The sequence below is a fragment of the Paenibacillus sp. FSL P2-0173 genome (genome assembly GCF_038008045.1).
GTDB lineage: Bacteria > Bacillota > Bacilli > Paenibacillales > Paenibacillaceae > Paenibacillus > Paenibacillus polymyxa_B.
On the sequence record NZ_JBBOYK010000004.1, the window covers coordinates 657,326 to 678,486 of the forward strand.

Consider the following 21,161-nt stretch of genomic DNA (forward strand, 5'->3'; position numbering starts at 1 on the left):
GCCCTATCCATTTACATAGGGCGTTTCTTGATCAGAAATCAGGAGGTGAAGTCTGCATGTTGATCGCAGAAGTAAGCAAAAAATTCGAACTATCTCAGGATACACTCCGCTATTATGAACGCATCGGACTTATTCCGCGTGTGAACCGTAATAAAAGTGGAATCAGGGATTACACGGAAGAAGACTGCAGATGGGTTGAATATATCAAATGCATGCGAGGCGTAGGGCTTCCCATTGAAATTTTGATTGAGTACGTTAGGTTGTTCCAGCAGGGTGATGAAACGATAAATGCTAGAAAAGAACTCCTAATGGAGCAGCGTAAGCAGCTCATTGCAAAAATGGCAGATATGAACAACGTATTGGAACGCATGGATTATAAAATTACAAGCTATGAACAGACAATAGGTAAAAAAGAAAAACATCTAATTTAACCCCTACGTGCTTTGCGGGAGAGCAGGTTCCCCAAGGACTGAACACCTTGAACAAACAAGACTAGAATGATGACGGTAATCAGCATAACCAGCGTATCAAAACGTTGATAGCCATACGCGATCGCCAGATCGCCAATTCCGCCTCCACCGACCGCACCAGCCATAGCAGTAGCACCAATCAGACCAATGGATGCTGTCGTTAACGACAAAATCAGAGAACTGAATGCCTCAGGAAGCAAAAAGTATCGAATGACCTGGAATGGAGTCGCCCCCATCGCATCTGCTGCCTCCAGTATCCCCGGATTCACCTCCAACAGCGAGTTTTCGACCAGCCTGCCGATATATGGCGCAATATATACAATCAAGGGGACAATTGCCGCACTGGTCCCAATGGATGTATTCACAATCAGACGGGTTAACGGAATGATTGCAATCAGCAAGATAATAAAGGGTAAGGAGCGAACAATGTTTATGATTGGATTCAAAATATTGTGCAGCCATTTGTTCTCGAGAATTCCGCCCGGACGGGTGATGACGAGTAAAATACCGATAGGGATACCGATCAGGGCACCAATGAATAATGATATGCTGACCATAAGCACGGATTCATACAAAGCTTCCCACAGTTGATCCCAGGTGATCGTAGTTCCTGTAATCATCATAGACTCTCTACCTCCTGAATATGGACTCCTTTGCTCTTGAGAAAATCAACAGCCTGCTGAACGGCATGCTGTCCGCCGCGCAGTTGGATCGTCATATAGCCAATTGTCGTTTCTTGAATCTCCGTCATGTTGGCAAACAAAATGTTCACGTGGATATCATGCTGCCGAATCAATTCATGAACCACCGGATCAGAAGCAACCTGCCCTATAAATTCCAGCTTGTATATTCGCTGCGATTCTTGCTGTTCGAACGTTTGCAGCACACTCTCGGGTACCGTATCGTGAATGACCGTGCGTACAAAGCTCTGTGTCGTTGGGTGCTGCGGCTGCCCGAATACCTCCAGGACATTGCCCTGCTCGATGATTTCCCCCTTTTCCATTACGGCTACCTTATTGCAAATTCGCTGAATCACCGACATCTCATGGGTGATGATCAAAATGGTGATCTTGTATTCCTTATTGATTTTGCGAAGCAAGTCGAGAATTGACTGTGTGGTCTGCGGATCAAGTGCCGAGGTTGCCTCATCACAGAGCAAAATGGACGGGTTGCTCGCAAGCGCCCGTGCAATCCCTACACGCTGCTTTTGTCCGCCGGAAAGCTCGTTGGGATAGCTATTCGCCTTGTCCGACAATCCTATGAACGCCAAAAGCTCTTTTACACGCCCCTCTATTTCCCGTTTGTTGCGCTTAAGCAGCACCAACGGAATTGCAATGTTGTCGAACACTGTTTTCGATTCCAGCAGATTAAAATGCTGAAAAATCATTCCGATCTTCTTCCTTACCTTCCGAAGCCCAGAGGTCGAGTAGGTATTTAACTGCCCCCCCTCAACAAGAACCTCTCCGCTGGTTACTTTCTCGAGACGATTGACCAAACGGATCAGCGTACTTTTCCCTGCGCCACTGAATCCGATAAACCCGAAGATATCTCCTTTATCCACTTTGATATTTATATTTTTTAACGCTTCAATACTTAGGCCTTTTCTCACGTAGGTTTTGGATACATTCCTAAGTTCAATCATGAGTCCTAACTCCTTCCGTTCTCACAAGTATGTAAAATGTTCTGAGCTGATTGCTTTTCTTTGGCATGAACGATCGAATTAAATCCGAGTATTCTAGTAAGTTTTATAAAGTATACTACTTCGATTTAATATTCATGTCAATATGTGTTTTGAGTCTGGTTAGTCCATGTCCTTGCATAAATCAGCATGGTATTGCAGATGGTATGGAATATGCCGAAGCATACACACCTTACCCGTACGGGACGGAAGCGGAGGAACATAGATGAAGCGAATATTTACCTTGTGGCTATGCGTTGCAGTTATGGGGATGTTGGCAGTTACGGCGGAACCCGCATGGGCTACTCAGACTGTTGACGGACAGCCTTATCATTTTGGATTTAAAAAAAGTAAGGGAGGGGAGCTGCCTTCTATCGCACAAGAAGGCTTTATGCACCTGATCAAAAGACAAGGTGGCATCTTTCTGGGGGATACGACTAAAAAAGAATTATTTCTCACTTTCGACAACGGCTATGAGAATGGGTATACTCCGAAAGTGCTGGATGTATTGAAGGCCAAAAAGGTCCCAGCCGCCTTCTTTGTGACAGGGCATTTTGTAAAAGACCAGCCTGCTTTGATGCGACGCATGGCAAGTGAGGCTCATATTATCGGAAACCATTCATGGAGCCATCCTGATATGAGCACCATTTCTTCGGCAGAGATCCGGTCTGAGCTGGATCGGGTACGAAATGCATCGGCAGAGCTAACCGGGCAAAAAGAAATGAAATATGTCCGACCGCCTCGCGGCATTTTTAGTGAAAAAGCATTGGCTTCCTGTCGAGAAGCCGGATATACGAGCGTATTCTGGTCTGTAGCTTACAAGGACTGGGACACAAATATTCAGCAAGGAACGGACTATGCCTATCGTCAAGTCATGCGTCAGCTCCACCCTGGTGCGGTCATTCTGCTCCATTCCGTATCCAAGGACAATGCCGAGGCGCTTGCTTCTATCATCGACGAGGCTCGCAAGCAAGGGTATGAGTTTAAAAGTCTAGACGACCTTAAGGTGAAACATTATCACTAAATAGTAATTGAATTTAATGAGTCGATATCATAATGAGCCCGATCCACACCTGCCCATGGTAGCCAGTGTGAATCGGGCTTTTTAGTTTACGACCAAGGAAGGTAATGGATATAATGACTGTAAGAAATGAATTGGAAAGCACTATTTTTTGGAGGTACATCATGCATTTTGTATTTGATCTGGATGGAACGATTTGCTTCAAGGGGCAGTGTGTGTCGGATAAGATCGCAAGCTGTCTGGAACAATTGTCCCGAGCGGGACATGAAGTCATTTTTGCCTCGGCACGGCCGATTCGCGACATGTTACCCGTACTTCCTAAACGCTTTCACACCTATGCTCTGATTGGTGGCAACGGCTCTATGATCTCCCAACAAGGCAGTATAACTCACGTGGAATCCTTTTTACCAGATGTGAAGAATGCCCTGCTCGCACTACTGGAGGAACACCAAACCACCTACCTGATTGACAGCGAGTGGGATTATGCATATACGGGAGCAGCTGATCATCCTATACTCAACAATGTGGATATCAGCAAGTTGGCGCAAAAGCTGCCTTTGGCTTCCCTGAAATCCATCGTAAAAATGCTCATTTTAACTGCTGACGATATGGATGAGCTGGCCGCCAAGCTTTCGCCGCTCGGCGTGGTCATCCATCAACACCGTAATGAACAAGTGCTGGACATCAGCCCGCAAAATATCCATAAATGGAACGCACTTCAGAAGCTTGGTGTGCAGCCCCGTCAATTTATCTCCTTCGGCAATGATGCGAATGATATACCGATGTTCAGGGAGGCACACCATGCTGTCATGATTCATCAACATGCTGAACTGGCTGCCTTCGCGACTGAATCGATCCCTAATGAGGGGGAAAATCAAGAAGACCTGATTATCGCCAAAATACGTGAGTTGGCTGAAACAGTTACCATTTAGCCAAACGCCAAGAAAGGGAAGGTCTCTCTATGAACCTTCCCTTCCTTTTACCATTCTACAGATAGCAACGCCTATTGCACGCTTAGCTTATACACTCGGGCTTCATAGGGGCGCAGCTTCAAGGCATGCAGTTGTTCCCCTTGTACCGGCTCGTAGTTGGACAGCAGCAACTCCGCTTTAGCAACAGGAAAGTCCTCCTCGGGCCAGTGGTACACCGGATCACGATCAAAGAAATTCAATATGACCAGCAAACGCTCTTCTCCCAGCAAACGAGTGAATACATACAGCTCCGTATCTAGCGGCAACAGCAGCTTGTATTCGCCATAGACTATGACCTCATGTTGTTTGCGCAGAGCAATCAACTTGCGATAATAGTGGAAAATCGAGTCCGGATTATTTCTTTCTGCCTCTGCATTAATGTGCGTGTAGTTATCATTAATCTTCATCCACGGCTCTCCATCGGTAAATCCGGCTGAAGGTCCAGCATTCCATTGCATGGGAGTACGCGCATTATCCCGACTTTTCCGCCAGATCTCTGCCATAATCTGTTCCTCAGACTCACCGATCTTCCGTTGCTGCTCATAATAATTCAACGTTTCCACATCCCGATAATCATCAATTGACGGGAATGCGATATTCGTCATGCCAATTTCCTCACCTTGATAAATATAAGGCGTACCCTCTAACATATGTGTGAAGGTTGCCAGCATTTTGGCTGACTCTACGCGATATTGTCCATCATTAGCAAATCGCGAGAGGGCCCGCGGCTGATCATGATTGTTCAGATAATTGGCATTCCATCCTTCCTCATGAAGCACTGTCTGCCAGCTGCTCATTATTTTTTTCAGCTCCACCAGTGTCCACGGCTTGGGTTTCCATTTTTCCGTCCCTAGCCCTTGTGCATCAATAAACATGTGTTCAAACTGGAAAACCATATTCAGCTCATGCCGCTGGTCCCCCACATAATCAAGCGCCTGTTCCGGTCCTAAACCAGACGTTTCGCCAACTGTCATTAAGGGATAACGCTCCAGTAATTTTTCATTCAGCATCCGTAGAAGTACATGTACCTGTTCCAGATTGGAAAAGAGCTGATAGGCACGTACCAAGGTTCGTTTGTCAGGATTATCGGCATCCGGCAGCCCCTCCGCTTTGACAATATGGGCAATGGCGTCAAAACGGAAGCCATCGACTCCCTTTTTCAGCCACCATTCCACCATGCGGTAGAGCTCGCCCACCATCTCTTCATTTTCCCAGTTCAGATCTGGTTGATGCTCGGAATATAGATGCATGTAATATTCGTCTGTAAGCTTGTCATATTTCCACACTGAACCGGAAAAATACGATTCCCAGTTGTTTGGATATCCGCCATTTTTGCCTGTTCGCCATATGTAGTAGTCCCGCTTCGGATTATCCTTGGACGAGCGTGACTCCGTAAACCACGGATGCTCATCCGATGTATGGTTTAATACCAAATCCATCATGATTTTGATGCCTCGTTCATGCGCCTGGTGAAGCAGTTCGTCAAAATCCTCCATCGTTCCAAACTCATCCATAATGGCATAATAATCGCTAATATCATATCCGTTATCGTGATTAGGCGATTTATATACCGGACAAATCCAAATTACATCAATACCCAGCTCACACAAATAATCCAGCCTGGACAAAATGCCTCGCAAGTCTCCTTTACCGTCTCCGTCAGAATCCTGAAAACTGATCGGGTAAATCTGATATACAACGGCTTCCTTCCACCATATTTTTCTAGGCATGTTTCCCTCCTGTAGCTTCTCTGTACATCCAATAGCTTATGCTCTTAACATACACGCAATACCTGTCTGCGAATCGTTGGTGTAGGGGAACAAGAGTATTGTAAGCTTGCTTCGACGCATTAGCAGAGCCGCTATAACCTACGGAGATTTATTTTAAAAAAATATTTTGCAAAACAGGTTGTAAAAGTGGATCTGGCGTTACCTATATTTATGAGCTGCCCATATACATGTACTCAAAGCGGTGCCACTTTTGAATAAAAGGAGGAACTTACATGAACCATCGACCCAAGGAGCCAAAGGATCTGATTGTGGAAACTACTGTGATCCCGCCCAACATCCATGTGGATGTGGAGTCAGCCACTGAGGGGGGAACACGCCGCCTGATGCTTAGCGATAACCCGGAGACGCTTACCCACGTGACGGTACCTACCGAGCAAGCCACCCTGTGGCATGACGTGGTTCGCACGACAACCCGAACAGTCAAACATCGCATTTTCGGCTGGCATTATAACAAACTCGGCAGCGCTGTTAAACTGGGCATCACCGTAGAGAACAGAAGCGCCGCTAAACTAGAAGTACGACATATTGAACGTGCCCTTAAGATTGTGCCTGAGGACGGCAACTGGATTATAGATGTCGGGCAGTCTATTGCCAAAAGCTGTTTGGCGGGTACGATGGAACGTCTGAAGCCAGCAGACCGTCATAAATTCGGCAAAAGCACCGCCCTGCTGGAGGAATTTGAGCTGGCCGAAGGATCGCTGGCCGGATTCATCTATGACCTCACAGTAGAATTTGCTGAAGGCCACGGTACGCTGGATTATGTGATTCGCACCGTGATCAGCAAGGATACGCAGACGGATCTGCGCCAGATTCATATGGATGCGCTTCCTCCCGTACCTCCACCACAGGCGCATCCACGAGGGGTGTGGTCCTTTTCCGAAACGAATGCGCGGATGCCAGAGTACGTGGTCGGGCAAAGCGCCAACTACCGGGCGTGTGCCACCAAAAAGCTGAACGGCGAGACTCCTGCCGATCTGCTGTTTACCGGGGCACGCAGCGAGCTGGGGCCTGCGCTAGATAATCGCGGACAATTCGGAACCATATACAACGCGACGATTCCCATCGTTAATGACAGTGACGAGGTACGTATCGTACGAATCTATGCCAATCCACGTGGGGGCGCGTTCGCCGGATCTGTACGTGTAGATGATCGTGTATATGGTATCCCTCTGCTACGAGATAATACCAAGGTATGCCGATTGGCTGATATCAGCGTCCCTCCCGGCAGATCTAGCTATGATCTCAGCTTCATGGTTGCAGGGAGCGCAACCACACCCTTGGGGCTATACGTCATTACACTATAGCTGTGCTCACGATGACTGAATGAGCGAACGTGGAGCCAAAATTTTCACAGAATATGGTCTGCTCTATAGTAAATGGAGCTGTCCCAAAGCTGGTTTTAAACTTTATTGGACAGTCACGCTTCGTCATTAGTATAAAAAAAGCGCGAGTGCAAGGGTTATTATCCCCCTGTAGCTCGCGCTTTTTGGTTCATGCTCACCCATTTGAGCAGGTTATGGTCAAACGAAGGCACGTAGTCCTCTTCGCCGCCATACCCGGCATCGGCGATGACCATACCCGGTTACCCGGTTTGTGTCAGAATAAATATCGCTCTATTTGAACCGCTGGACCTGCCTCGAAGGCATAATGGTCAACTCTGGAATATTGACATGCTCCGGCTGCTCTAGTGCATAAAGGGCAGCTTCTGCAACATCATCGGGATGCAGCGGCAAAACGCTCGAAGCAAACGCCCGAATTTCCTGCTCGGGATATCCGGCCACCTGCGAAAATTCCGTCGCCACCGCCCCGGGGTGAATCGCAGTTACACGAATTCCTTGCGTACTGGTCTCCAAACGCAATGCAGAGGCTATGGCACTAACGCCGTACTTGGTAGCGCTGTATAGTCCTCCTCCGGCAACCACTTCCTTCGCTGCAATAGAGGAGATAATGACAACATCCCCCTTGGCCTGTTCCCTCATTGGCTGAAGTCCGTACTTCAGTGTCAGAACAAGACCGTGCACATTCGTCTTGTAAAGCTCCTCCCACCTTTCCAGTTCCACTTCTGCCAGTGGGCTTCGATACCCGAAGCCGGCATTGGCAACGATAATGTCAAGCCGTCCCCAGCGTTCAAGAATGGCGTGGACCGCCTGCTGTACGTCTTCAGCTTTTTGGATATCGGCAGGTATTGCCATGACCTCGTACAATTCCTCTTGGTGCAAGTCGCGAACCAATTCATCCAATCGTTCCTGACGGCGTGCCAATACAGCTACATACACGCCTCGCTTTGCCAGTTTTTTGGCAATCGATGCCCCAATGCCGCTGCTTGCGCCTGTTACCAAAGCTACTTTCCCGGCCAGGCTTTCCTTCGCTTTCCAGGATAATCTCAATTCATCCAATATCATGTTATACCCTCCCCAAGCTTATTTGGTTAAAAGCACACGATGAACACCCTGGCTGCCTCCAGGAGCTGTACCTATATATAAATATCCGTCATGGTTTACAGCCGTGGTTACCCCATAAAGCGAGCCTTCAGGATCATGCCAGCTTCCGATAAGTTTACCCTGCGGATTAAGCTCCACAGCAAGCCCATGCTTCACAGGTGCGCTTGCACCGCTGAGCAGCGATTGAGGCAATTTGGCCATCATTCCAGCCAGCCACGGGCTTCCATGCATCTGATCTACAAAGGGAATACGTGTTGTGAAGAGACCGACCCAGAAATGGCCTTGATCATCACGCGTAATGTTATCCGGAAAACCGGCGAGATTATCCGCAAAAATATCCGAAGTTCCCTTCTTCGGCCCTTTGAGCCAATATCGGGTCAATTGGTAGTGATACGACTCTGCCACAAGCACAAAATCTTCGTCCGCAGACAAGGCAACCCCGTTCGCAAAATAAAGGCCTTCCAACAGAACTGTCGTCTGCTTGGTCGCCGGATCATATTTCAGCAAACGTCCATGTGGCTTGTTCTCGGCGATTTCTTTGAAGACTACACTGCCATAATTGGAGGTGTCAGAAAAATAAATGGTACCATCTTTGGCAATATCCAGCTCGTTGGCCAAATAGATCGGTGTGCCGTCGACTTGATTGGCCAACACCGTCACGTTTCCGGAAGGATCTACCGACAGCAGCCCCTTCTTAACATCCGTAACGATCAGATTTCCACTTGCGTCAAACATAAGTCCATTGGGCGTTCCTTTGGTATCTGCATATAGCTGGGCCTTTTGCGGATTGCCCTTTGTATCAAAGGCAACCTTATAAATTTTCCCGTCGGAGTCTCCCGTATATAAATTTCCTTCCTTGTCAAAGGTGATAAATTCCGGAAACTTAGGGGCAATTGTAACAAGCTCTGCGGAGCTGAGTTTGTTGTTTTGTTGCCATGGACCCGCTTGTTCAAAAGAGGGGGCCGAAGGTGCAAGCCATTTTGCAGGCTGGACAGGGGAAGGGATGAGCATAAAAATAACCACTCCCAGAAGGATTACCGCCAACAGCGATAATCCGGTTCTGCATACCCATTTACGCGGTTTCTTAGTCTTTCTTCCTTGAGAATCTTTGACAGATAAATCGGGTTTACTGGGCATTAGAGTGCCTCCTATGTGATGTGAATAATATTTCAGCATTTTGCATAATTCGATTCCCAACGCTCGAAAGTACACTATATAGACGAACTAAACCGTTTCGATCTATATATTGCTGATTTGAAATCGCTCTTGGGATTTATGCAAAATGCTCATTTATATTTGAACGACGATTTTACCGAAATACTGTTTTCCTTCAGCCAAAAGTGCGAAGGCTTCGCCGATTCGGCTGAGCGGGAATACCCGGTCAATGACAGGATGTAAACCATGGCGGGAAATGGCACGATTCATGTTTTCGAAATGTTCCCGGTTACCGACTTGGCTGCCACGAATCGTCGCAGCCTTCTGCAAAATGCTGGTGACATCAAACTCAGGAATAGTCAAGCCCGATAAGAAGCCGACCATGTTCACAGTCCCTCCGGTACGAAGTGCATTGATGGATTGCGCCATTGTTGCCGCTCCCCCTACATCCAGGACATGGTCGACTCCGCCGTCTGTCAGCTCCAGAACCACCTTATCCCACTCGGGAACTTCCGAATAGTTGATTGTCTGCCATGCGCCGAGATCCTTTGCCCGTTCCAGCTTGTCATTGCTGCTCGATGTGATAATTACCCTTGCTCCCGCCATCAGAGAGAATTGAAGCCCAAAGATGGAAACACCGCCTGTTCCTTGCAAGAGCACCGTATCCCCCGCTCGCAGCCCACCGGATTCCATCAGCATGCTCCATGCGGTTAATGCTGCAATCGGCAAGGTGGAAGCCTCCTCCCAAGAAAGGTGATCCGGAATGGCGACGACCCCTTCTTCATGCAGAACGATATATTCAGACGCCACTCCACTGAGCGGGCCTCCCAGACTGTCCTTTAAGACCTCCGCTCTCGTGCTCCCGCCAATGAATTTCTGTTGTAAATTTGCCGCTACTCTTTGTCCAATCTGAAATTTTGTCACCCCTTCGCCCACAGCTACAATTTCACCCGCTCCATCAGATAACGGAATAAAGGGAAATTGAATGCCGATCGGCATTAGCCCGTTGATAATCACCAAATCACGGTAATTCAGGGACGCTGCCCTTATGCGGATCAGAACTTCCAGCCGTCCCGGCACCGGTATGTCAAGTTCCGTCAAGGTTAACTCTTCAAAGCCAAAACCGTCTTTCAGTTGCACTGCTTTCATTTTGGTTGTCCTCCCTGTAATGTTAAACTTTTTACCCAGTATGGATACAGTGTATTGCGAAAGAAACACCGTTTCTTATACAATACACTGTATCCAATTGTCTTCAAGACGTCAATCTTTACTTTAAAAATAAAAACGGTCGTAAACTGCCTCCGGGCTTTTAACGTTCCTTACCAAGTAAAATTGGAGACTGGGTGGCTTCGCTTGTCCAGAACTTACTCAGGTGGGCAAGCATACCAAAAAACGCGAGTTGCAGGGGTGAAATAACCTCTGCAACTCGCGTTTTTTACATTAATGGTGATAAAGCGCTGTCCAATAGAATTGGAATTTGCTTATGCCACAGCCTTATTTAAGCTCCAATTTTTATAAACTACGTCTACTTAAATTTGTTCCTGACTATATTACGCTACTAAGCATAAAATTGGAGGGCGGACCAGGCTCCGGCTTGCCAAACAAATAACCCTGAGCCAGTGACACACCTGCTTCACGACAAAATTCAAAATCCTCCATCTGCTCTACGCCTTCAGCCAACACTTGGCCTCCAAAACGAAAAGCCGATTCTACAATCCCTGTAATTTGCCGCTTCTGATCACTGTTACTATGACAGCCGTCAATTATACTGCGGTCAATTTTAACATAATCCGGCTGAAGGCAATTCATAAGCTCTGTCGTAGAATAACCTGCCCCCACATCGTCCAGGGCTACCGAAACTCCTCGATTGCGATATTGATCAAAGATATGATGCAAAAAATTAAGGTCGTCTATCTCTTCCGTTTCTACGACCTCAAATACAAAATCCTTCGTACTCATGGATAACCGATCAATCGTCTCAAAGGTGTGATTCAAGCAATAAGCCGGATTATAAATGGTGGAAGGGAGAAAGTTAATAAAACGTTTAATTCCCGCCGGAAGGCATGTTGCACTTTTTTCAATAGCGGAAATACGAGCCGAGCGATCCAGATGAGCATGCAAGCCAGCTTCACGGGCGATTTCAAACAGCCGGAAAGGCTGAAAAGGTCTCTCTGCATGTGACGGACGCAGCAAAAACTCAAACCCGATAATATCCAGCTTGTGATCAACAATAGGCTGCATATGGCTGGAAAAACTTTGATCCTTAATAATACTCACGATATCTGGATGTTGCAGTCTGGCTTGCAATTGACTAAATAGAAGCCAGTCCTCATATCCTTCGATATAATGCAAGCCCGTTACCACAACTTGCATATGGTTCAGGTATTCCTGCGGCAGACGAGCCAGTCCGTTAACCAGCTGTTCCAGCTCTGAACGGCTGTCAAAGCGAAACTCTATGCTGCCCTCACGCCCATGTTCCTGCTTCAGTTGTTCCGATAGCATACCCAAACCATCTAATGCTGGAGTAAGCGACACCCTGGAATGCCTAATTCTGAGCAATCCTTGATCCTTAATAGGTAATATGATGCTGCAATTGCTGCATGTCATAATGGTCCTCCTCGGAACAATTTTCCGGTTTTTTCACCATTATATCACAAATAACTAGAACAAAAGCACTATATAATTACGTGTTTTTACAAAAAAGTAGCTTATTCTTAACGACAACTTAGGACTTAAGTACATATTCGACAAAAATCAGAAAACTTTTTGCAATCATGATAAATTCGGGGCTGTTGTTTTTGGCATCAAAAAAAGCAGCAAATCTCTTGGTTAAAGAGACTTGCTGCTTCATTCTGATATTGAGTGGAAACTAAAATCCGAAGTTATTTGGACGCCTTCGGCTTCGTTGTTTTAGCTGGTTTAACAGCTGCAGGTTTGGTCGTTTTAACAGCTGGTTTTGCTGTTGCTTTCGCGGGAGCCACAGCTTCCTTTACAGGAGTGGTTGCTGCACTAGGCTTAGCGCCAGCTTTTAAGCTGTATTTGGCAAAGCCGTCTGCCGCGCTGCTCAAGTATGAAATTTGTTGATTTCCTGCCAGCACGTCTTTGGCATCAGGAGAGGACTCGAAAGTAACCTTTGCCTGACCAAAAGGAGCAATAGACCAATTGCCGTCCGCCGATGGATTAATCGTTCCGTTCGTACGGATATAGTCAATAATGACCTGGCGACTTTCATCCGGTGCTGCCATCACAATTCGTTTGCCATCTGGGTTAGCCAGTTTGGATGAGGAAGCACGATAGTTATTGGTAGCTACGATAAATTTCTGCGCAGGATCAATAGCCTTCCCATTGTATTGCAGATCCTTGATACGATGAGCTGAAGAATCAATTATAGTTCCCTTGGCATCATATCGTGCAGGCTGAGTTACATCAATCTGGTAATTCACACCGTCAATGACATCAAAATTGTAGGTTGGGAAATCTTTGTTGATCAGCGATTGCTCCTCAGTTTGCTTTGGATCAATGCGGTTGAACTGACCTGCAGACCACTCCAGCCATTCCTGAATTTCAGCACCGGTCACTTCTACAGCATGAACCGTGTTCGGATACACATACAGGTCGGACACGTTTTTAATCGCTATCGTACCTTCAGGAATGTTGGTGTAATACTCGGCTCCGTTTCGACCACCGGCCTTGAATGGAGCGCCTGCCGACAATACGGGAAGATTTTCGTATTCGGTCCCTTTAAGATGGTTTTGAACATACCATTTCTGTGCATTCGTCACAATTTGAATGGAAGGGTCATCCTGCACTAATGCAAAATAACTGTTAATCGGTGCAGTCGTTGTTCCAACAGGTTGGCGAACATAATCCAGCGTTCCTTGATGCTCTTCCTTGATCGAATCTGTCAGTTTGTAGTCAGGAGTAAACTGCACAGCCTGGTTAGTGGTACTCACAACCGGACGTACTTCAGACTGAGAGTTAGTTACGTTCCACTCGCGGTTTCTCTTTTCCAGGCTCAGGTCAATAATACCCAGATCCTTGCCCCATGAGGAAGCTTCCACAGCCGGTACGCCGTTAATGGTTCCTTTATCTAGATCTACACCCTTCATTTCTTTAAAATCAGGGCCGGGGAAAGATTTATGAGCATGCCCAAACAAAATAGCGTTAATTCCGTCCACCTGGCTTAAATATTTAACGGCATTCTCCATCATTGGCGTTTGCGGCACATCCTCATAACCTGTGTGCGCAAGCACGACAATAATGTCAGCACCTTCCGTCTTCATTTGAGGAATAAACTTTTTCGCCGTTTCCACAATATCCTTCGTAACGACTTTATCCTTCAAATTGGCTTCATCCCACTGCATAATTTGTGGTGTGACCAAACCGATGACGCCCACTCTAAGGATGTGCTCTTGGCCCTTCTCGTCCGTTACCGTTTTATCAAGAATTCGATAAGGGGTAAAATAATTTTTAGTAGCTTGCCCCCCCTTGTCAACATAAACATTCGCATTTACGTAAGGAAAATCGGCTCCCTTGAGCGATTTCTCCAGAAAATCGAGACCGTAGTTGAATTCGTGGTTACCCACTGTCGCCGCATCATAGCCCATCAAGTTCATCATCTTGTAGACTGGATGGACACCGCCTTCTTTTTCATAGGTTTTGTTTCTGGCCATATAATCGCCTAATGGATTGCCCTGTAACAAATCACCGTTATCGAACAGCATGCTGTTTCTTGTTTCACTACGCGCCTGTTGGATCAAACCAGCTGTGCTAATCAAGCCATATTCGTTGGTTTCTTTGTCTGAATAGTAATCATAGTTCATCAGCGACGCATGAATATCCGTTGTTTCCATGATCCGCAAATTCACCGTAGCGCTATCGCGAGAATCGCTAGCTGCCCAGGATGGAGCGGCCGAAAACACCAGCATGCTACAAGCCACAACTGCTGCTGTAAACCCTTTAAACCAATTTTTACGAAATAACAAAATATACCCCTCCTCATTAAGGTGTATGCCTCATATACATACTTTTGCACATATATGTAAGCCTTGAACCCACCATTTCTATTTTAATCCAACGCCAGATAAAAGAGTAGTCATTTACTTAAATTATTTATGAAAAAATAATTAATTTTCTCAAAAAATAAAAAGCCAGCAAACCTCCTAAAAAACTCGGAGATTCACCGGCTTATCCATTTATATTCGTATTACTTCTTCCAAACCTGGCGCTCAGATTGCTGACCCACATACTCAATGCGTGTCGGATTCACGTCCAGAATGACATAATCGGGATCATCCGGTCCGGAAAACCATTCCTTCAAGGAATCGTTCCACACTTGTTTGCGCAGCCCCTCATCAGCTGTGATCTGGACGGTAGCCTCCACTTCTACGACTTCCTTCGTACCGCCAACTTCATAACCCAGCAGCAGATAAGCATTCGGATTGTCCTTTAGCTCCTCTACTTTATGCGTTTTGCGATCTGTCGCCAGATGAATGTTCATTCCATCGTTAAAAAGGGCCATATAGCGTACTTTCGGTTTGCCACCCTCTACCGTACCTAACGAGCAAAATTTGTTGTTATCCAAAGCCTTCACAATGGCTTGTTCCAGTTGGTTGCGATCCAATGTTTCCGTTTTACCCACAGTACAACAACTCCTTTTCACGAATTAGAATTCTCTACGGCCACGCCATTGGGCACCAGCCCATCTGAACCTACTTGCGTAGCTGTTCTGAAAATAACATGACCGGATCGAATCGAATTGATTCATGCTCATTTTCAGATCAAAGCTCACAGTAAAAGTGTACCCTGTCGTTCGGCAAATGAACCGTCACCTCTCCCTTCATGCTGGACAGACCCGCATTCAAGGCATATAATCGTCGTAGTAAACCCGAATAAATGAACCCATTAAACCATACAATGCCAGGGGTGCTGGAATCGGCCGGCTGAGAGTGTGTCCCAAGACACTGACCCTTACAACCTGATCTGGGTAATGCCAGCGTAGGAATGCTTAAGCAAGATGTGCCTTTTTTACATAGGACCATCCCTTACTTTGGTATATACAAGCGCAAGCGTCCCCGGAAACTCGGGGCGCTTTTTTTGTTGAAGATTATGTTGTTGGAAAGATCGCATCCGGCAGATGTTATTTTTAGAAAATGGGGAACTTAAGCTGTCTGATTGGACGGATAACGGGTAATTAAAGGAGAGAACACAACGATGAAGCGCATGAAAATGTTAAGCCTGGGACTGATCAGTCTGTGGCTCATGGCCCTGACCCTGACCGCTTGCGGTGGAAGTCCCCCCACATCCCAAGAAGCGGCTCCCGCTACCGACACTCAAACGTCTACTCCGGCAAAGGGGCTCAAAGATGTTAAAGTCGTGCTCGACTGGACACCCAATACGAATCATACGGGACTCTATGTCGCTAAGGACAAAGGATTTTACGAAAAAGCGGGTTTGAATGTCCAAATTGTTCAACCTGGCTCAGGCGGAGCTGATCAAATGGTTGCTTCTAATGCTGCACCTTTTGGTATCAGCTACCAAGAAGGCGTCACACAGGCTCGTACGCAAGGCGTGCCGCTTGTATCCATCGCTGCGGTGATTCAGCATAATACCTCAGGCTTCGCAGCCCCGGTAGATCGTGGAATTAAGAGCCCGAAAGATTTTGAAGGTAAAAAATACGGCGGTTGGGGCTCTCCCGTAGAAGAAGCGGTCATGAAATCCATCATGGATTCAGACAAAGGCGATGTGAGCAAAGTGAAGATCATCAACATGGGCAATGCAGACTATTTTACAGCCGTGAAGCGGGATATCGACTTTGCCTGGATTTTCTACGCATGGACCGGAATCGAGGCCCAGCTTCGAGGTGAGCCATTGGATATGCTGTATGTAAAAGATTATTCCAAAAGCCTCGATTACTATACACCTGTAATTGTGAGCAACGAACAGACAATAAAAAATGATCCCGAGCTGGTCAAAGCGTTCATGGACGCTACCGCACAAGGCTATGAATACACTATCGCTCATCCGGAAGAAGCCGCAGACATCTTAAGCAAAGCTGTACCGGAGCTGGATAAAAAACTGGTACTTGCCAGCCAAAAATGGCTAAGCCCGCGTTATCAGGACGATGCCGCGCAATGGGGTGTGCAAAAACCGGAGGTATGGCAAAACTATTCGGACTGGATGTACGAACGCAAGCTGCTCAGCAAGCCTTTGGAAGTCGATAAAGCCTTCACAAACGGTTTCCTGCCCAAGCGTTGATCATTTGTTAAAACGCTAAATAAGACTGAACTAGAGAAGTGAACGAAGCGCCACTACGCAGTCGGATGGTGCTTCCCATCGCTGCTGTACCCAGATTTCTTTTATGAATATCCAGAGGTTGAAATCTGGGTACAAAGGCGAACGCTAACGCTTGTACAGCACCATTCCGCCCACTTCGTTCTCGTTCCACTTGGTTTATTCTTTAGTTTCTCATATTATCTAAGCGCTAAGTAGGTGCGCTTGTGTGTTAAAAATGCCACACAAACCAGCTTTAAAAATAGGGTGTTTTTAAGGCGGTTGGCAGCGTAGTGGTTCATTTGAATCTGGAGAAGCGCAGCGATCGTAAGATCAAATGAAACGCGAAGCGGTCTCCCCGCCTTAAACCACCATATTTTTTTAATAACACTCCAAATAAAGGACAGGTGAATTTGCATGGCTAACACACTGCTCAGTATTCAAGTAATCCCTAAAACTCCTAATAACGAGGACTCTTACCCGTATGTAGATAAGGCGATCGAGGTCATTCAGCGCTCCGGTGTCAAACATCAGGTGAATCCATTGGATACGACCATGGAGGGCGAGCTCGACGAGTTGCTGAAAGTGGTTAAAGAAATGCACGAGGCTTTGACGGAAGCGGGCAGTCCCAGCGTCATTTCACAGATCAAAATCGCACATAACCCACAAGGCATCAGCATGAACAAGCTGACCGAGAAATATCGCCCATGAATCCGAAAGGCAAGAACGCATCCTGGTGGAAAAGCGTATGGCCGCCCTTTGTGGCGGTCCTCTTCTTTTTAGCGGCCTGGCAGGGGGCGGTTTCCTATTTGCATGTTGAATCCTGGCTGCTGCCTGCTCCATCCCTCATCGTACAAGAGGGCATAGCCCAGACGGCGCTGCTTGGTGCCCATACATGGGCTACGATTCGTCTGACACTTGCGGGATTCGCGATAGGGACAGCAACGGGACTGTTGATCGCCATCGTTCTTCATACGATTCCTTTTCTCAAATCCGCCCTGTATCCGCTGCTTATCCTGAGCCAAAACATTCCAATCATCGCCCTGGGACCGCTGCTCATGGTGTGGTTTGGTTTTGGGGTGCTGCCCAAGCTGATGGTCATTACCCTAGTATGCTTTTTTCCTGTGGCTGTAGCGGCCATGGACGGGCTGACTCGAACAGACCGTACGATGATGAACTATATGCGGATGTCGGGTGCAAGCCGCATGGCTATTTTTATGAAGCTGGAGCTGCCACATTCCCTGCCGCAAGTCTTTTCTGGCGTTAAAATTGCTGCTACCTATAGTGTGATGGGTGCGATCATTGCGGAATGGATCGGAGCTAGTGAAGGAATTGGATATTATATGCTGCTGCAAAAATCAGCCTATCGCACGGACCTCATTTTTGCCGCCATCGGCATTATTGTTACACTCAGCTTACTCATGTTTGTGGTTATTTTACTACTGGAGAAATGGCTGGTTCGCTGGAAACCCGATCGAGAGTAGCTTCCTCCTTGAATTACATACAGCAAAGAAAGGACGTGGCGCGTATGAGTCTGCATCCGACTGACTTATCATCACACAACGTGGCTAATGAACAACGAACCGGGGAACAGCAGAGACGATCAACTGCTCCTCCTGCTTTGGAATTGGACGGGATCAGCCTCGCCTTCCGCGAAAAGCGAAGCCTACTGCCCGTACTGCAGGATGTATCCCTCACAGTCAAGCCAGGAGAATTCGTTTCCCTCATTGGTCCGTCAGGCAGCGGCAAAAGCACGCTGTTTCACATCATCGGCGGGCTACTCAAACCACAGCAGGGACGTATCCGTATGCACGGACGGGACATGACTGGTGAACGTGGGCATATCAGCTATATGCCGCAGCAGCCCGCCCTTTTCCCGTGGCGTACCACGCTGGACAACGTACTGCTTGGGCAGGAAAATGCTCCACGTAAAAATACAGCAGTACCCCCTCAGTACGCCAGTGAACGCGAGCGTCGCAAAGAAGCCTTGCAATGGCTCGAACAGGTTGGACTTGGTAAATTCGCCAAGGCGTATCCACATACGCTGTCTGGTGGAATGCAACAGCGCGCAGCCTTTCTTCGCGCACTGCTCAGCCCACAGGAATTAATGCTGCTGGATGAGCCGTTCAGCGCACTCGATGCGCTGACACGTGCAGACATGCAGCAATGGTTATTACGGATGTGGGAAAAGAACCGCCGTTCTGTGCTGTTTATTACCCACAGCATTGAAGAAGCGTTGCTGCTCTCCGACCGCATCTATGTGCTGTCGGCGCGACCTGCTTCAGTGGTGCATGTCGTAGATGTCCCTTTTCCCCGCCCGCGTAGGGAAGAAATCACCCTCGATCCACTCTTTATTGAATGGAAGCGGACCATGACCAGCTGGATGCGCGAGGAAAAACATAAACTGGACGGCGACATGGACAATGCTCAGAGCGTCCACAAGAATATCCCGGAAGATGGATTGAATCGACATGAGTGACGTAAAAGTTCGATGTGCATTGAAATGGAACAGCCAAACAAAGCCAGGCTTGGATTTGACCGCAATTGGACCCGCTCCATTGATCGACGCGCATATTCATGTAGACAGCTACCCGCCCGAACAACAGGAATTATTGCTCGCTTCACTTGCCAATAGCAGCGTCCAAGCCGTGATAGCCGTGTCGATGCATCTGGGCTCCAGCCGAGCCAATCTGCAGTTAGCCAAGCGTTACCCCGGGCTGGTACGACCAGCCTTTGGCTTTCATCCCGAACAGGCTCTTCCACCGCAAGCTGAGCTTGAACTCTTGTTCAACTGGATGGACGAACATGTACAGCAGATGGTCGCCGTGGGTGAAGTCGGCTTGCCCTATTACAATCGGCTGGAAGCCTCACAGAGCGGTTCACCTTTTGACCTCGCTCCCTACATAGTGCTACTAGAGCGCTTTATCCAGTTTGCAAGCAAGCATAACAAGCCCATTGTCCTGCACGCCGTTTATGAGGACGCAGACATCGCCTGTGACCTTTTGGAACGTCATGGCATCACACAGGCGCATTTTCACTGGTTCAAGGGCTCTACCGCCACGATCGAACGTATGGCCCGGAACGGCTATTATGTCTCCTTCACACCGGATCTCTTGTACGAAGAAGAGATCCGCAGTTTGGCAAGACAGTATCCGTCTGATCAGATCATGGCAGAGACAGATGGTCCTTGGCCGTTCGAGGGACCTTTTACTGGACAAGAGACACATCCCCGGATGACTGCCGACGTCATTCGTGCGTACAGCAAACTGACCCATCAAGATGAATCTGCCGTCCGTCAATTATTTTATGAAAATACGAGACGCTTTTACTCACTATCTGATTGATAAAGGCATACCAGCTATTTACTGACTGGAAGGTTTACAACCACAACATGCAACCAAAGCAAAGAACCTCCTTATTTACGCGGGACTTCATCATACGTAAATAAGGAGGTTCTTGTATTTTCAAACGTATATAGCTCAAATACTACTTGTATTTTGCAGAGTTTTTTGTCGCCACTCAGCTTTTATTGCTTCAAGAAACCCTTCTGTTCCAAAAATGGCTTCAACTGCAAGCGCGCTGGCTCGGTCAGTCTCGCAGCCATTTGCTCAGACCATGGCGTAGAGCGTTGACCGCCTGTACGTTCCTTCAAATATTCCGCTGATGTGTGATCGTATACCTCTACAGCTTTCATCGTCTGATTTTTGTCGTAACCGTTCATATGCAAAACACCGGACAGTGGAAGACGTGGACGCAAGCCCGTTTCCTGATCCGGTACACCAATACACATACCGAACACTGGATACACCAGCTCTGGCAACCCTAACAACTCAGATACCTCTGCTATTTTAGTACGAATGCCGCCGATGTAGACGATGCCCAGGCCCAGTGATTCAGCGGCTACCGCTGCATTTTGTGCGGCTAACGCGGCATCAATGGTCGCAACCGTATAATTTTCAACGGAACCTTCATAGGAAGGCTGACCTGGCTGATGGTGGAGCGTGACCTGCTTCAAACGATACAGATCTGCGCACCATACCAGAAACGCGGGGCATTGCTCAACGTAAGCCTGCCCTCCTACCAACTCGGCCAGTTTTGTTTTTAAAGAAGGCTCGGTAACGGCAATAACGGTATATGCCTGCACATTGCTGGACGAGGATGCCATTTGGCCAGCTGCCACAATAGCTGCGAGCTGCTCGTCGGTAACGGCGTCTGACTTGAACTTTCGCACAGACCGGTGATTCATCAACAAGGAAATCGTATCATTCATGACTGCTTCACTCCTAATCCATAATATAAGCTCTTTATCTACTTCAAGCTGTGAGTATACGAAGAAGTTCTTGCATGCTTGCATGGCACTCCT

20 protein-coding genes and 1 riboswitch are annotated in these 21,161 nt (G+C 47.4%); of the genes, 9 read left to right on the forward strand and 11 right to left on the reverse strand.

All coding sequences use genetic code 11. From position 1 onward, the window contains the following. Positions 1 to 56: 56 nt before the first annotated feature. Positions 57 to 431, forward strand: a complete 375-nt coding sequence (locus tag MKX30_RS22830) for a MerR family transcriptional regulator (RefSeq protein WP_023986717.1) — start codon at positions 57 to 59, stop codon at positions 429 to 431. Here the strand turns inward: MKX30_RS22830 and MKX30_RS22835 are convergent. Then, the gene (locus MKX30_RS22835) at positions 428 to 1,093 is read right to left on the reverse strand and encodes a methionine ABC transporter permease (RefSeq protein WP_023986716.1); all 666 of its coding nucleotides are present in this window, start codon (positions 1,091 to 1,093) and stop codon (positions 428 to 430) included. The two genes, MKX30_RS22830 and MKX30_RS22835, sit on opposite strands and share 4 nt — an antisense overlap. Further along, positions 1,090 to 2,112, reverse strand: a complete 1,023-nt coding sequence (locus MKX30_RS22840) for a methionine ABC transporter ATP-binding protein (protein ID WP_341063567.1) — start codon at positions 2,110 to 2,112, stop codon at positions 1,090 to 1,092. Before MKX30_RS22840 ends, MKX30_RS22835 begins: the two co-directional genes overlap by 4 nt. A gap of 262 nt (positions 2,113 to 2,374) precedes the next feature. Between MKX30_RS22840 and pdaA the strand changes: the two genes are divergently transcribed. Together pdaA and MKX30_RS22850 are read left to right on the forward strand one after the other, a co-directional pair. Next, positions 2,375 to 3,172, forward strand: a complete 798-nt coding sequence (gene pdaA / locus MKX30_RS22845; protein ID WP_341063568.1) for a delta-lactam-biosynthetic de-N-acetylase — start codon at positions 2,375 to 2,377, stop codon at positions 3,170 to 3,172. A 161-nt stretch (positions 3,173 to 3,333) separates the two neighbouring features. Beyond that, positions 3,334 to 4,101, forward strand: a complete 768-nt coding sequence (locus MKX30_RS22850; protein ID WP_341063569.1) for an HAD-IIB family hydrolase — start codon at positions 3,334 to 3,336, stop codon at positions 4,099 to 4,101. A gap of 71 nt (positions 4,102 to 4,172) precedes the next feature. Here the strand turns inward: MKX30_RS22850 and MKX30_RS22855 are convergent, their stop codons facing one another. After that, entirely contained in the window at positions 4,173 to 5,870 is a 1,698-nt protein-coding gene (locus MKX30_RS22855) for a glycoside hydrolase family 13 protein (RefSeq protein WP_341063570.1), read from the reverse strand. Positions 5,871 to 6,142: 272 nt separating this feature from the next. On the opposite strand from MKX30_RS22855, the gene MKX30_RS22860 reads away from it, so the two are divergent. Further along, positions 6,143 to 7,234, forward strand: a complete 1,092-nt coding sequence (locus MKX30_RS22860) for a hypothetical protein (RefSeq protein WP_341063571.1) — start codon at positions 6,143 to 6,145, stop codon at positions 7,232 to 7,234. A 309-nt stretch (positions 7,235 to 7,543) separates the two neighbouring features. Here MKX30_RS22860 and MKX30_RS22865 read toward each other — a convergent pair whose 3' ends face one another. From MKX30_RS22865 to MKX30_RS22890, 6 genes are all read right to left on the reverse strand, one after another. Then, positions 7,544 to 8,332, reverse strand: a complete 789-nt coding sequence (locus MKX30_RS22865) for an SDR family oxidoreductase (RefSeq protein WP_341063572.1) — start codon at positions 8,330 to 8,332, stop codon at positions 7,544 to 7,546. Positions 8,333 to 8,350: 18 nt separating this feature from the next. Continuing rightward, the gene (locus tag MKX30_RS22870; protein ID WP_341063574.1) at positions 8,351 to 9,508 is read right to left on the reverse strand and encodes an SMP-30/gluconolactonase/LRE family protein; all 1,158 of its coding nucleotides are present in this window, start codon (positions 9,506 to 9,508) and stop codon (positions 8,351 to 8,353) included. Between the two features lie 153 nt (positions 9,509 to 9,661). Beyond that, on the reverse strand, positions 9,662 to 10,675 hold the full coding sequence (locus tag MKX30_RS22875; RefSeq protein ID WP_341063576.1) for a zinc-dependent alcohol dehydrogenase family protein: 1,014 nt from the start codon (positions 10,673 to 10,675) through the stop codon (positions 9,662 to 9,664). A 396-nt stretch (positions 10,676 to 11,071) separates the two neighbouring features. Next, a complete protein-coding gene (locus MKX30_RS22880) occupies positions 11,072 to 12,133 on the reverse strand; it encodes an EAL domain-containing protein (protein WP_071559423.1) in 1,062 nt (353 codons plus the stop codon). A gap of 275 nt (positions 12,134 to 12,408) precedes the next feature. Continuing rightward, entirely contained in the window at positions 12,409 to 14,511 is a 2,103-nt protein-coding gene (locus MKX30_RS22885) for a bifunctional 2',3'-cyclic-nucleotide 2'-phosphodiesterase/3'-nucleotidase (protein ID WP_071559424.1), read from the reverse strand. Between the two features lie 221 nt (positions 14,512 to 14,732). Continuing rightward, the gene (locus MKX30_RS22890) at positions 14,733 to 15,167 is read right to left on the reverse strand and encodes a pyridoxamine 5'-phosphate oxidase family protein (protein ID WP_071559425.1); all 435 of its coding nucleotides are present in this window, start codon (positions 15,165 to 15,167) and stop codon (positions 14,733 to 14,735) included. Positions 15,168 to 15,437: 270 nt separating this feature from the next. Further along, positions 15,438 to 15,547: riboswitch (TPP riboswitch) on the forward strand. A gap of 192 nt (positions 15,548 to 15,739) precedes the next feature. Here MKX30_RS22890 and MKX30_RS22895 point away from each other — a divergent pair. Continuing rightward, the gene (locus tag MKX30_RS22895) at positions 15,740 to 16,783 is read left to right on the forward strand and encodes an ABC transporter substrate-binding protein (RefSeq protein ID WP_053324486.1); all 1,044 of its coding nucleotides are present in this window, start codon (positions 15,740 to 15,742) and stop codon (positions 16,781 to 16,783) included. Between the two features lie 7 nt (positions 16,784 to 16,790). On the opposite strand, the gene MKX30_RS22900 is transcribed toward MKX30_RS22895, so the two are convergent. Next, positions 16,791 to 16,973 (reverse strand): hypothetical protein, encoded by a 183-nt coding sequence (locus MKX30_RS22900; protein ID WP_155613642.1) that lies wholly within the window; start codon positions 16,971 to 16,973, stop codon positions 16,791 to 16,793. Between the two features lie 242 nt (positions 16,974 to 17,215). Here MKX30_RS22900 and MKX30_RS22905 point away from each other — a divergent pair, with 242 nt between their 5' ends. The 4 genes from MKX30_RS22905 to MKX30_RS22920 are packed head-to-tail and all read left to right on the forward strand — an operon-like array spanning position 17,216 to position 20,142. Further along, entirely contained in the window at positions 17,216 to 17,509 is a 294-nt protein-coding gene (locus tag MKX30_RS22905; protein WP_016818835.1) for an MTH1187 family thiamine-binding protein, read from the forward strand. Continuing rightward, entirely contained in the window at positions 17,506 to 18,282 is a 777-nt protein-coding gene (locus MKX30_RS22910) for an ABC transporter permease (protein ID WP_341063577.1), read from the forward strand. The genes MKX30_RS22905 and MKX30_RS22910 overlap by 4 nt, the downstream gene beginning before the upstream one ends. Positions 18,283 to 18,326: 44 nt before the next feature. Next, positions 18,327 to 19,277, forward strand: coding sequence for an ABC transporter ATP-binding protein (locus tag MKX30_RS22915; RefSeq protein ID WP_264454786.1), 951 nt, complete (start codon positions 18,327 to 18,329; stop codon positions 19,275 to 19,277). Continuing rightward, positions 19,270 to 20,142, forward strand: coding sequence for a TatD family hydrolase (locus MKX30_RS22920; RefSeq protein WP_075153605.1), 873 nt, complete (start codon positions 19,270 to 19,272; stop codon positions 20,140 to 20,142). Before MKX30_RS22915 ends, MKX30_RS22920 begins: the two co-directional genes overlap by 8 nt. A 182-nt stretch (positions 20,143 to 20,324) precedes the next feature. On the opposite strand, the gene nfsA is transcribed toward MKX30_RS22920, so the two are convergent. Further along, the gene (nfsA, locus tag MKX30_RS22925) at positions 20,325 to 21,068 is read right to left on the reverse strand and encodes an oxygen-insensitive NADPH nitroreductase (RefSeq protein ID WP_341063579.1); all 744 of its coding nucleotides are present in this window, start codon (positions 21,066 to 21,068) and stop codon (positions 20,325 to 20,327) included. Positions 21,069 to 21,161: the final 93 nt, after the last annotated feature.

Coding starts and splice junctions, on each gene's coding strand:
- MKX30_RS22840 (WP_341063567.1), bottom strand. CDS start 2,112: ATGATTGAACTTAGGAATGTATCCAAAACCTACGTGAGAAAAGGCCTA.
- nfsA (WP_341063579.1), bottom strand. CDS start 21,068: ATGAATGATACGATTTCCTTGTTGATGAATCACCGGTCTGTGCGAAAG.
- MKX30_RS22850 (WP_341063569.1), top strand. CDS start 3,334: ATGCATTTTGTATTTGATCTGGATGGAACGATTTGCTTCAAGGGGCAG.
- MKX30_RS22860 (WP_341063571.1), top strand. CDS start 6,143: ATGAACCATCGACCCAAGGAGCCAAAGGATCTGATTGTGGAAACTACT.
- MKX30_RS22895 (WP_053324486.1), top strand. CDS start 15,740: ATGAAGCGCATGAAAATGTTAAGCCTGGGACTGATCAGTCTGTGGCTC.
- pdaA (WP_341063568.1), top strand. CDS start 2,375: ATGAAGCGAATATTTACCTTGTGGCTATGCGTTGCAGTTATGGGGATG.
- MKX30_RS22905 (WP_016818835.1), top strand. CDS start 17,216: ATGGCTAACACACTGCTCAGTATTCAAGTAATCCCTAAAACTCCTAAT.
- MKX30_RS22910 (WP_341063577.1), top strand. CDS start 17,506: ATGAATCCGAAAGGCAAGAACGCATCCTGGTGGAAAAGCGTATGGCCG.
- MKX30_RS22835 (WP_023986716.1), bottom strand. CDS start 1,093: ATGATGATTACAGGAACTACGATCACCTGGGATCAACTGTGGGAAGCT.
- MKX30_RS22855 (WP_341063570.1), bottom strand. CDS start 5,870: ATGCCTAGAAAAATATGGTGGAAGGAAGCCGTTGTATATCAGATTTAC.
- MKX30_RS22865 (WP_341063572.1), bottom strand. CDS start 8,332: ATGATATTGGATGAATTGAGATTATCCTGGAAAGCGAAGGAAAGCCTG.
- MKX30_RS22915 (WP_264454786.1), top strand. CDS start 18,327: ATGAGTCTGCATCCGACTGACTTATCATCACACAACGTGGCTAATGAA.
- MKX30_RS22830 (WP_023986717.1), top strand. CDS start 57: ATGTTGATCGCAGAAGTAAGCAAAAAATTCGAACTATCTCAGGATACA.
- MKX30_RS22920 (WP_075153605.1), top strand. CDS start 19,270: ATGAGTGACGTAAAAGTTCGATGTGCATTGAAATGGAACAGCCAAACA.
- MKX30_RS22880 (WP_071559423.1), bottom strand. CDS start 12,133: ATGACATGCAGCAATTGCAGCATCATATTACCTATTAAGGATCAAGGA.
- MKX30_RS22875 (WP_341063576.1), bottom strand. CDS start 10,675: ATGAAAGCAGTGCAACTGAAAGACGGTTTTGGCTTTGAAGAGTTAACC.
- MKX30_RS22870 (WP_341063574.1), bottom strand. CDS start 9,508: ATGCCCAGTAAACCCGATTTATCTGTCAAAGATTCTCAAGGAAGAAAG.